The sequence below is a fragment of the Parafrigoribacterium humi genome (assembly GCF_040227205.1).
GTDB classification, from domain to species: Bacteria; Actinomycetota; Actinomycetes; order Actinomycetales; family Microbacteriaceae; genus Parafrigoribacterium_A; species Parafrigoribacterium_A humi.
The window spans coordinates 112671-122678 of sequence record NZ_JBELOA010000003.1; the positions used below are offsets into that span (position 1 = coordinate 112671).

Below are 10008 nucleotides of genomic sequence, written 5' to 3' on the forward strand. Positions count from 1 at the left end.
CCGTAACTACTTGACCGCGCCTGCGGTGATGCCGCGGGTGAGGGTGCGCTGGAAGATGAGGAAGAAGATCAGTGTGGGGATGAGACCGAGCAGCGCGGAGGCGCTCGTGGTCGTGACATCCATCAGTCGGTCGCCCTGAAGCACGGCGATTGCCACCGGCACGGTCTGGTTGTCGTTGCTCACCAGGAAGGTCAGCGGAATGAGGAACTCGTTCCAGGTCCAGATGAAGAAGAAGATCACGAGCACAGACAGCGTCGGCCGGCTGATCGGCACGATCACGCGCCAGAGGATCTGCCAGCGCCCGGCACCATCGAGCGACGCGGCCTCGAGCAACTCCTTGGGGAAGGTGCCGTAGACCGACGACAGCAGATAGGTGCCGAACGCGCTCTGGATGACCGTGAAGATGATGATCACCGACCACACGTTGTCGTACAGTCCGACCTGCTTGAACATGTAGTACAGCGGGTAGAGCAGCGCCTCCTGCGGGATCATGTTGGCGAGCAGGAACAGGATGATGATCCAGGTGCGGCCGCGCACCCGTCCGATGCCGATGGCGAAGGCGTTCAATACCGAGATGAGCACAGCCGCGATCGCGACGACGCTGCTGATAAGGAAGCTGTTCCACAGCTTCTCCGGAAAGTTGACCCGAGTCCAGAAGTTCTCGATGCCGTGGAAGTACAGCTGCGCCGGCAAGGTGAGCGGGCCGGAGCTCGCGTAGTCGGTCGGCGACTTGAACGAGTTGATGAGGATGATCAGGAACGGCACCGCGATCAGGAATCCGATGACGATCGCGGCGGCGAGAATGAGCCAATCCGCGACGGTGCGCTTCGTCTTGCGCTTGTGTGGCACGGGCATCCGCGCAGGCTGAGCGGTCTTGCGGTCGAGGGTTGTCGTACTCATCGGGTTCCACGCTCCGAACGCTCGACGACGTTTTGCGCCTTGATGAAGATGATCACGAGAACGATGATCACGAGGGTGAGAGCGGTCGCGATCGTCGCGCCGTAGCCCACCTGCTGGTTCTGGAAGAACTCGCTGTAGGAGTAGTAGCTCGGCACGATGGTCGAGGTGCCCGGCCCGCCCCTGGTGAGGATGTAGATCGGGCCGAAGACCTTGAGTGCGGCGATCGTGCAGGTGAGGGCGACCACGAAGATCTCCGGGCGGATGATGTTGACGGTGATCGCGCGGAATCTCTGGAACCAGCCGGCGCCATCCAGTTCCGCGGCCTCGTACAGCTCGGGGTCGACGCGCTGCAGCGCCGCCATGAAGATCACCACGGGGTAGCCGAGCTGCACCCACACCATCACGAACATGATGCTGATGAGCGCCGTGTCCGGGCTGCCGAGCCAGTTGTGCTGCAGGCCGCCGAGGCCGACCGCCTTGAGCACGATGTTGAGTGCGCCGTTCTCCGGCCGGAGGATCCAGCCGATCACGATCGCAGCGACCGCGATGGGGAGAATCTGCGGCAGATAGTAGGTGGCGCGCAGGAAGCTTGCCAGCCTGCCGCCGAACTTCTTGCCGATGAGGTCGAACAGCATCGCGGCCAACAGCAGGCCGAGCAGGGTGGGCAGGATGACCATGGCCACGATCATCCAGACGCTGTTGAGGAACGAGGTCCAGAACTTCGCGTCCTGCAGCAGGTCTGTCCAGTTCTCGAGTCCGATGAACACGGGTGGCAGGATGCCTCGCCACGAGGTGAAGCTGAGGTAGATGTTCCACACCAGCGGAATCAGGATGATGATCGTGAACAGCACGAAGCCGGGGATGAGGTAGAACCAGAATCCGCCGTTGCCTCGGCCCCGCCCGCTGTGGGGCAGGAGCGAGTCATCCGGGCGCCTGGTGTCGCGGGGCTTCCTGCTGGCGCGGGCCGGCCTCACGAACGGGACGGTGGCCATTGCTGCTCCTCAGCTGTTGTCTGGTGGTGGTGAATGGATGCCGGGCAGTGCCGGGACGACGCGTCGCCGCCCCGGCCCTGCCGCATCCTGAGAGCCGGAGTCAGTGGCCCTTGGTGATGGCGTCCACGCCGGTCTGGTACTCGCCGCCCAGCTCGGAGAGAACATCCTTGCTCGACTTGGTGCCGTTGACGAGCTCCTGCAGACCGGCGTTCAGCTGGTCATAGAAGGTCGGCGTGGGCCAGTCGGGGTAGAACCCGATGCCGTCTTGGCCGGTCAGAGTGTTGAAGTTCGCAATGAGCTCCTTGCTCTTCGGATCGGTGATCGCCGAGGCATCGGCCGCGACCGGAATGCCGCCGCTGTTGCCCATCAGGTTCTGGATCTTCTTGCTCATCGTGATGTCGATGAACTTGTAGGCCAGGTCCTTGTTCTTGGAGTTGGCCGGAACGACCCAGATGTTGCCGGAGGAACCCGGAGCCATCTTCGAGCCCGGGAAGAGGAAGGTTCCCCAGTCAAAGCTTGTCGCCTGCGTGGTGAAGCGGTTGTACCACCAGCTGCCCGAGTAGAAGATCGGGTACTTGCCGCTGATCCAGCTGGTGCCGGCGTCTTCAGCCTTCAGCCCTGCGGCATCCTTGCTGATGTAGCCCTTGTCGACCCAGTCCTTGATCGTGTTGGCGGCGTACGTTAACTCGGGGCCAGTCCAGTCGACCTTGCCCTTGTAGAGCTGGTAGTCGTCGACCCAGGAGCGATCGGCCTTGCTCAGGGCGAGCTGGTAGAACAGCTGTCCGAGCGGGTACTCTGCGGCGGACTCCGCCAACGGGGTGACGCCGTTGTCCTTGAAGGTCTTCAGCGCAGCCTCGAACTCGGCGAGAGTCTTCGGCACTGCGATGTTGTACTTCTTGAACATGTCCTTGTTGTAGTAGACCTCGACGTACTCGCCGTAGTTCGGGATGCCGTACCAGTTGCCCGAGCCCATGACGCCCTTGGCGTCGTAGCGAGCGGTGGTCTGCAGCGACGGGGCAAGCTTCTTGTCCCAGCCGTAGGCCTTGACCGCGGCGTTCATGTTGCTCAGGAGTCCCTGGCTCGACAGCAGCCCCGCGGTCGCGTTGCCCTTGTTGTACTCGAGAATGTCCGGAGCGGCATTCGAGTTGAGCACCTGGCTCGCGGTGGAACGGATCTGCTCGAACGACTTGGCCTCGTACTTGACCTTGGCGCCGGTCTCGCTCTCGAATTCCTTGATGGCCTCGTTCCAGGCGATGCCCATCGCGCTGGTCGGGTCTTCGTAGTCCCAGAGTGTGAGCGTCTTGCCCTTGCCGTCCGGGTTCGTGTTGACCGTGCCAGAGTCGGCAGTGGAATTGCTGCTCGCGGAACATCCCGCAAGCAGCATCGCGCCGGTGACCAGTATGGCCGCGGCTGCGAAGTGCCTCTTTCGCATTCTGTACCTCCTTGTAAGAGGAGTGCCGCCTCGTGCAGTGCTGACAGCCACTCCGGTGCTGTGCTGGGCGGGGCGGCAGCTGTGCCGGGCCGTTCAGCAATGTTTCCGGTAACATTACCGGTAACATCCCGGCCACACAAGCTGTTTGTTGTTCAAACCGCCAATTCGCTCGCCGACCCTGCCTGGCCCTGTCCGGATCGCCCTCGGCCCCTGCGCAGGTTGAAGGAAGTTTTGACGGATGGCCGAGGTCGAAGGAAGTCTGCGCAGCCACAACGCCGATCTTCCTGCACGGTGCACGCGCCAGCGCGGTCAGCTCACAGTTCTCGCCGGGTGTAGCGCGCGACAGCGATCGAGGCAGAGAACACCAGGAGCGCGATTCCCGCCGCCAGTCCGATGGCATCGATGGCTGGATTGTTCACGGTCCAACTCACGATGTCTCCCCCGACGCCCTTGAGCACACCCAGCTGGATGGCGACAACACCCGCGCCACCCACGAGCATGATCGGGATGAACATCAGGGGGCGCGCCTTCGTGAAGCCGAGAGCGAAGTAGAACGGCAGCTGCGCTGAGACGCCAATGGCGATGACCACGAACGCGCCGAGGAGCGCGGTCGCCAGGACCGGCCATCCGAACGAGTGGTGGTCGATGACGTCGCCCACCAGTGAGACGACGATACCCAGCACTGCCGCCACGATCGCGTAGAGGATGACGGTGAGGTAGCGGCCGATGACCACGTCGCGCCTGGACACGGATGCCGTGGCGTAGAGGGTGTCGAGGAGTCCGCGCTCATCGGCCTGAAACAGGTACGACACCGAGGCCACGGCCACGGCCGCGCCGACGAGCACGGGGAGTCCGCCAGCGGGTACCGCGAGGCCAAAGACAATCACGAACAGCAGCGGGAGGAGCACGCGACGCACCTGCGTCGTCGCGAAATTGATGATGTCGAACCTCGTGAATGCGGCGATCATGCCGCCACCTCCGATCCAGGCTGTGACGTCGAATGAGAGTGCTCGGCGAAGTGGACGACGATGTCATCCGTCGACGCGCCATCGATGACGACGTCGCCGCCGAACTTCGCGGTGTCGTCCACCCGGATGAGCGCCTCGTATCCGCCCTGCGCGTCGAACCGGGCTCCGATCGTCGCCGCCCGAGCGGCCGCGGGCAACGGGCCCGCGCCCCGCACGATCGCATACTGCTCGTGAAGCTCGTGCAGCATCCCGTCGAACACCACGGTGCCGGCGTTGAGCACGACGATCCAGTCCGCGAGGTCGTCGAGCTCTGAGGTGATGTGAGTGGAGAACACCGTTGTGTGCGTCGGGTCGAGCATGAACTCGCGGATGATGTCGGCGAGATCGCGGCGAGACACCGGATCGAGACCACTGGTCGGTTCATCGAGCACGAGGATCTCCGGGTCGTGGGACAGCGCGATCGCGATCGACAGCTTCACCGTCTGCCCCCGCGACAACCCGTCGACCCGGTTGCGCAGCGGAACGTCGAACCGGTCCAGCAGGTGCCGGTACTGCTGCTCGTCCCAGCGGCGATACAACTTCCCGATCCGCTTGCCGATCGTCTCGACACGCCATTCCGGTGCCGCGGCGGTGCGATCCAGCACCACGCCGATGCGGTCCTGCGCCGCGGCGCTCCCCGCGGGGTGCCCGAGGACAGTGACCTCGCCCGAGGTCGGCGCGAGCAGGCCGAGCGCGGACTTGAGGAACGTGGTCTTGCCCGCGCCATTCGGTCCGACCAGCCCGGTCACGTATCCACGCGGCACTCGGATGTCGACCTCCCTGAGTGCAAAGGAGTCGCGCCGCACCGTGAGCTGCCTGCTCACGAGAGCATCGCCCGTGGTCATCGGTTCCATTGCTGCTCCACCCTTTCCTTCACGACGTCCCGGCCAATTCGTGCGGCCCGCGCCGCGGCGACGGTCTCCTCGATGGCCCGGTCGAAGCGTTCGGTCAGGGCCGCATCCGCGAGCGTCGGATCGATGGGCTTCACCACGAAGCCCCGCCCGTGCTCGTTGGTGACGAGCCCTTCCCCGACGAGGTCGTTGTACGCGCGAGTCACCGTGATGAGGCTGACCCTCAGCTGCGCGGCGAGCTGTCGCAGCGACGGCAGCAACTCGCCCTCCGCGAGGTCTCCCCCGTGGATCGCCGCGCGGCACTGCACCTTGATCTGCTCATAGAGCGGCACACCACTGGTGCTCGACAAAATGATGTGCACGGAGTTCCTCGCCGCTCTTACTGTATATGTACACCAGTACAGTAGGTGCGCTTCGGAACTTTGTCAAAACACGGCGTCGTACACTCGCCTCAGTCGGCCTCTGCGACGATCCGCTCGACCAGGACGACCCAGAGCTTGTCCACATCCACCTCGGTCTCGTAGCGGCCTGCCAGTTCGAGGATCAGAAGGCCGTGGGCCCACGCCCAAAAACTCACCGCGGCCGTGGGGTCGGCGAAAAGCGCCCGATAGTCGAGTGCCCGCGCGTCGTAGACGTCCTGCGGGAGACTCGCGGGAAGGGGTCGCTCGTGCATGAGCCGGTAGAGCTGCGGATGCCGGAGGCCGAAGTCGCGATAGGCACGCGCCAGCATTTCCACGATCATCCTGCGCGTCGGCGATGGACCCAGCGCAGAGATGGCGCGCTTCGTCGTGTCGCCCTGCATCCGAAACCCGATCTCGATGAGCTGGGCTTCGATGTCGGCTTTTCCGTCGAACTGCTTGTAGAGCGACGGCGGCTTGACGCCCGCCGCCTTGGCCACCTCGACCAGACTGAACGCCTCGAGGCCGTTGCGCTCGAGAACGCCGAGGGCCAACTCCAGAACCTCCTCGCTGCGCACAGACTTCGCTGGGCTCATGCCTCTGGTGTCCTCTCCTCGAGCCCCCACGCCTGCCCGTACCCGCCCTCGGCCAGCGGTCGCTCCATCAGATCGAGAAAGACCTTCGCGTCGAACGCCTCCGGGCCGCACACACCTGTTCCGGCCCACGCGTCAGTGGCGAGCAGCTCCATCGCGATCACCGGGTTGAGTGCCGTCTGCCAGACGACGCACTGGCATTCGTACTCCGCCATCGTCCACTCGTTGTCGCTCACGTGATAGAGGTAGACATCGCGCGGGGTGCCATCGAGGCCCCTACCGGTCACCCACACGCCCGCGCAGGTCTTGCCGGTCATCCGCGGCCCGATAGTGGCGGGGTCGGGGAGCCCAGCCGCAACGACGTCACGGGGTGCCACCTCAACCGGGCCATTGGGCGAGCGCACCCGTAGCGGTTCCGTCTTGTCGAGGCCGAGCTGGTGCAGCGTCTTCAGGATGCCGATGAACTCGTTGCCGAGGCCGTACTTGAAGGTCACCCGCTTGGCGTCGATCCAGCGCGGCATGAGCAGCACTTCCTCGTGCTCGACGTTGACGCACTCAACCGGACCGATGCCCTCGGGGAACTCGAAGACCTCCGGCTCGCTGAACGGCTCCGTCGTGTACCAGCCGCGATCCTTCTCCCAGATCACGGGCGGGTTCAGGCACTCCTCGATCGTGGTCCAGATGCTGAAGGATGGCGCGAAGATCTCCTCTCCCGCGGCATCCCGCACGACCAGGTTGGCTCCATCGCGAACGGCGAGTTCGTCGATCTCACTGAACAGGTGGTCGGCAGCGTAGCGCGCGAACACGTCGCTGAGGCCGGGCTCGACCCCGATGCCCACGAGGGCCAGCAGGCCGGCCGTCTCCCAATCCGGGGCCTGCGCGAACTGGTCGTCACCAAGCTTCACGCCGGTCTGCTCGTGCGGATCGGTCGGATGCGGCTCCGAGAGACTCATCGCCATGTCGAGATAATTGGCGCCCGCCGCGAGCGCGCCGGCGAAGATCGTCGGCACGAACTTGGGCTCGACCGCGTTCATCACGTGGGTTGCACCGAACTCCAGGGCGACGGATGCGACGCTGTCCGGGTCGGAGGCGTCGATCTGCGCGGTCAGGAAGCGACCGTTCTGCGGGCCGTGCTTCTGCTCGATCCACGCCACGGTGCGCTCGGCACGCTCCTCGTCGTAGTCGCTCACCACCAGCACCTCGAAGAAATCGCGCCGTGCGGCGATCTTGGCGATGGCGTCGCCCACCCCACCCGCACCGACTAAGAGGATTCTCATCCCCAAACGTTAGCGGGGAATGCGCGCGCCAGCGAGTGCCCCTCTCGCCCGCGGCATCCGCCCAGTTTCTCCTCCCCTGCGTTTCGCCCAAATGAAGGAGTTGCGCGGCGTGTCGGAATGGGCGCCCCGAGAACACGGGGGTCGCGCGCCGCGGTTCCTTCATTTGGGCGAAACGCAGGGGAGCGGATGTCGGTACCCACGGACGAGCGGAGCGCGGCAACGCGCGGCATAGAGTCAGAAGATGGATTGGCTCACGTTCTTCGACGCATCATCCGGCCGCGACGTGCGACCCCTTCTCCCCCACGCACTCGAGCTGCGCCGCGACGCTGCACCCGGCGTGGCCGTCGATCTCGGCTGCGGTGACGGCACGGAGTCGCGCTATCTCGCCACCAGCGGCTGGCGCGTGCACGCCCTCGATGGGGCGAAAGGCACCGAGACAAGAGTCGTGGCGGGCCTTTCCCCCGAGGATGCCGCGCGCATCACGGCCACGCGCGTCGCGTTCGAAGACGTCGAGTCCCTGCCCGCGAACGAGCTGCTGTACGCGGGACGATCGCTGCCGTTCTGCGTCGAGCCGGAATTTCCGAGACTGTGGACGCTCATCCGCAGGTCCCTCATCACCTCCGGCCTATTCGTCGGTGACTTCTTCGGGCCGAACGACTCCTGGGTGGGGCGCCCCGGGATGAACTTCCACAGCCGCGAGGAGGTCGAATCGCTCCTCGACGGGCTCGAGATCCTCGAGCTGACCGAACACGAGGGCCCTGCGACCACCCCGTTCGGCGACAAGCACATGCACATCATCACCGTCATAGCCCGCGCCTGAACTCGCACGGTCCCCTCGGCCTCCCGATCCCGTGCTCGCTTCGCCCAAATGAAGGAGTTGCGCGGCGTGTCGGAATGGGCCGCCCCGAAAACACGGGGCTCGGATTTCGCCACTCCTTCATTTGGGCAAACACCGGGGGACACCGGGCGAACACCGGGGAACACCGGGCGCGAACCGTGAGGCGCGGAGCGGATGCGTCAACGCGCGAGAGCGGGCACCGAGCGCGGCCGCACGATGAGCCACATGACGAAGAGCGACACCACAGAGGTGCAGATCATCACACCGGCCATCGGCACGGCGGTCGTCACCCCGAACAGGCCGACGATGGGTGAGATCACTCCGGCAGAACCGAAGTTCACCGCTCCCATCACGGATGCCGCGGTCGCCGCCTCGCTGCCGTGCCCCGCGAGCGCGAGCACCTGTTGGCAGGGGAACGCAAAGCCGCAGGCGGTGATGAAGAACCAGAGCGGAATGAGGATGCCGAACAGACCAGCGCCCGCGAGGTCGAGCACAACGATGGTTATCGCCGAGACGAGCATGAGGCACACTGCACCGAACAGGATCCACTGCGGACCGATGTACTTGGCCAGCCGCGAACTGCTCTGCACTCCGATGATGATGCCGATCGAGTTGATGGCGAACAGCAGGCCGAACTCCTGGGCGGACATCCCGTAGACCTGTTGGAACAGCAGGGGCGCGACCGACAGGTAGGCGAACAGGCCGGAGAAGGTCATGCCGGCAATGATGATCGTGCCCACGTACACCCGGTCGGAGAACAGCGCCCGATAGCGCTGGCCGATCGAGTTGTGTCCCGTATCCGCACGCCGGGCCGCCGGTTGCGTCTCGACGAGGAAGAAAACGGCCGCGATCGCGACAAGCACCCCGTAGATGGTGAGGAACACGAAGATCCCTCGCCAGTCCACGATCCGCAGCAGCTGCGAGCCGATGACCGGGGCCAGCACCGGCGCGAGCCCGCTGACGAGCGCGAGTCTCGACAGCATCCGCACGAGCGGGAGCCCGCCGAACAGGTCGCGCACCATCGCCATGGCCACGACACCACCGCCGGCGGCACCGATGCCCTGCAGCACGCGGAAGATCCCGACCCAGACGACATCCGGAGCGAGCACGATGCCGAGACTCGAGCCGATGTGGAGGAGCGTCGCGGCGATGAGCGGGAGGCGGCGGCCGACCTTGTCACTCCACGGGCCGACGAAGAGCTGCCCGAGAGCGAAACCGATCGTCGTCGCGGTGAGGGTGAGCTGCACGGCGACCGCCGTCGTGCCCAACTCGGACTCCACCGCGGGGAACGCGGGGAGATAGAGGTCGACGGAGAAGGGGCCTAGTGCGGTCAGCGCCCCTAAAACGAGCACGTAAACGAGCCGCTGGCGGTTCGAGAGGGAATCGCCAGGGTGAACGACTGTTGTCAAATGGGGCTTACTCCGGAATCGTCTTGCTCTTCACCAGGGCCGCGTACCAGTGCGCGCTGTCCTTGACCGTGCGCTCGAGCGTGTCGTAGTCGACGCGAACGATGCCGAACCGCCGGGAGAAGCCGTAGCCCCACTCGAAGTTGTCGAACAGCGACCACACCTGGTAGCCACGCACATCCACGCCGCGCTGCATCGCGCGGTGTACCGCGGTGATGTGGCGACGGAGGTAGTCGGTGCGCTCGACGGGGGGGGGGGGGGGGGGGGGGGGGCGGCGGGCGGGGGGGCCCCCCCGGGGGGGGCGCCGGCCAGGG

Annotated in this window: 11 protein-coding genes; 1 reads left to right on the forward strand and 10 read right to left on the reverse strand. The window is 65.3% G+C overall.

Going from position 1 to position 10008, the window contains the following annotated elements:
• Nucleotides 1-6: 6 nt before the first annotated feature.
• The 8 genes from ABUA28_RS07330 to ABUA28_RS07365 form a co-directional block, all read right to left on the reverse strand.
• Complete coding sequence (locus tag ABUA28_RS07330; protein WP_407075427.1) at nt 7-900, reverse strand: carbohydrate ABC transporter permease; 894 nt, start codon at nt 898-900, stop codon at nt 7-9.
• Nucleotides 897-1892, reverse strand: coding sequence for a carbohydrate ABC transporter permease (locus ABUA28_RS07335; RefSeq protein ID WP_349903384.1), 996 nt, complete (start codon nt 1890-1892; stop codon nt 897-899). The genes ABUA28_RS07330 and ABUA28_RS07335 overlap by 4 nt, the downstream gene beginning before the upstream one ends.
• A 100-nt stretch (nt 1893-1992) precedes the next feature.
• Nucleotides 1993-3324: an ABC transporter substrate-binding protein gene (locus ABUA28_RS07340; RefSeq protein ID WP_349903385.1), complete on the reverse strand. Its 1332-nt coding sequence runs from the start codon at nt 3322-3324 to the stop codon at nt 1993-1995.
• Between the two features lie 314 nt (nt 3325-3638).
• Entirely contained in the window at nt 3639-4292 is a 654-nt protein-coding gene (locus ABUA28_RS07345; protein WP_349903386.1) for an ABC-2 transporter permease, read from the reverse strand.
• Nucleotides 4289-5185: an ABC transporter ATP-binding protein gene (locus ABUA28_RS07350; RefSeq protein WP_349903387.1), complete on the reverse strand. Its 897-nt coding sequence runs from the start codon at nt 5183-5185 to the stop codon at nt 4289-4291. Before ABUA28_RS07350 ends, ABUA28_RS07345 begins: the two co-directional genes overlap by 4 nt.
• A complete protein-coding gene (locus ABUA28_RS07355; RefSeq protein WP_349903388.1) occupies nt 5173-5544 on the reverse strand; it encodes a GntR family transcriptional regulator in 372 nt (123 codons plus the stop codon). The genes ABUA28_RS07350 and ABUA28_RS07355 overlap by 13 nt, the downstream gene beginning before the upstream one ends.
• An 89-nt stretch (nt 5545-5633) precedes the next feature.
• A complete protein-coding gene (locus tag ABUA28_RS07360; RefSeq protein ID WP_349903389.1) occupies nt 5634-6176 on the reverse strand; it encodes a TetR/AcrR family transcriptional regulator in 543 nt (180 codons plus the stop codon).
• Nucleotides 6173-7450, reverse strand: coding sequence for a saccharopine dehydrogenase family protein (locus tag ABUA28_RS07365; protein WP_349903390.1), 1278 nt, complete (start codon nt 7448-7450; stop codon nt 6173-6175). Before ABUA28_RS07365 ends, ABUA28_RS07360 begins: the two co-directional genes overlap by 4 nt.
• A 241-nt stretch (nt 7451-7691) precedes the next feature.
• Between ABUA28_RS07365 and ABUA28_RS07370 the strand changes: the two genes are divergently transcribed.
• Nucleotides 7692-8270 carry a class I SAM-dependent methyltransferase gene (locus ABUA28_RS07370; protein ID WP_349903391.1) on the forward strand — a complete coding sequence of 193 codons (579 nt, stop codon included), beginning with the start codon at nt 7692-7694 and terminating at the stop codon, nt 8268-8270.
• Between the two features lie 197 nt (nt 8271-8467).
• Here ABUA28_RS07370 and ABUA28_RS07375 read toward each other — a convergent pair whose 3' ends face one another.
• Both ABUA28_RS07375 and ABUA28_RS07380 read right to left on the reverse strand, forming a co-directional pair.
• Complete coding sequence (locus ABUA28_RS07375; RefSeq protein WP_349903392.1) at nt 8468-9697, reverse strand: multidrug effflux MFS transporter; 1230 nt, start codon at nt 9695-9697, stop codon at nt 8468-8470.
• Nucleotides 9698-9704: 7 nt separating this feature from the next.
• Nucleotides 9705-10008: family 1 glycosylhydrolase (locus tag ABUA28_RS07380; protein WP_407075428.1), on the reverse strand; the 304-nt coding region annotated here is incomplete at its 5' end.

Bases quoted from the DNA above. Each gene is read 5' to 3' on its own strand.
- ABUA28_RS07330 (WP_407075427.1), bottom strand. From the start codon at position 900: ATGAGTACGACAACCCTCGACCGCAAGACCGCTCAGCCTGCGCGGATG.
- ABUA28_RS07335 (WP_349903384.1), bottom strand. From the start codon at position 1,892: ATGGCCACCGTCCCGTTCGTGAGGCCGGCCCGCGCCAGCAGGAAGCCC.
- ABUA28_RS07340 (WP_349903385.1), bottom strand. From the start codon at position 3,324: ATGCGAAAGAGGCACTTCGCAGCCGCGGCCATACTGGTCACCGGCGCG.
- ABUA28_RS07345 (WP_349903386.1), bottom strand. From the start codon at position 4,292: ATGATCGCCGCATTCACGAGGTTCGACATCATCAATTTCGCGACGACG.
- ABUA28_RS07350 (WP_349903387.1), bottom strand. From the start codon at position 5,185: ATGGAACCGATGACCACGGGCGATGCTCTCGTGAGCAGGCAGCTCACG.
- ABUA28_RS07360 (WP_349903389.1), bottom strand. From the start codon at position 6,176: ATGAGCCCAGCGAAGTCTGTGCGCAGCGAGGAGGTTCTGGAGTTGGCC.
- ABUA28_RS07365 (WP_349903390.1), bottom strand. From the start codon at position 7,450: ATGAGAATCCTCTTAGTCGGTGCGGGTGGGGTGGGCGACGCCATCGCC.
- ABUA28_RS07370 (WP_349903391.1), top strand. From the start codon at position 7,692: ATGGATTGGCTCACGTTCTTCGACGCATCATCCGGCCGCGACGTGCGA.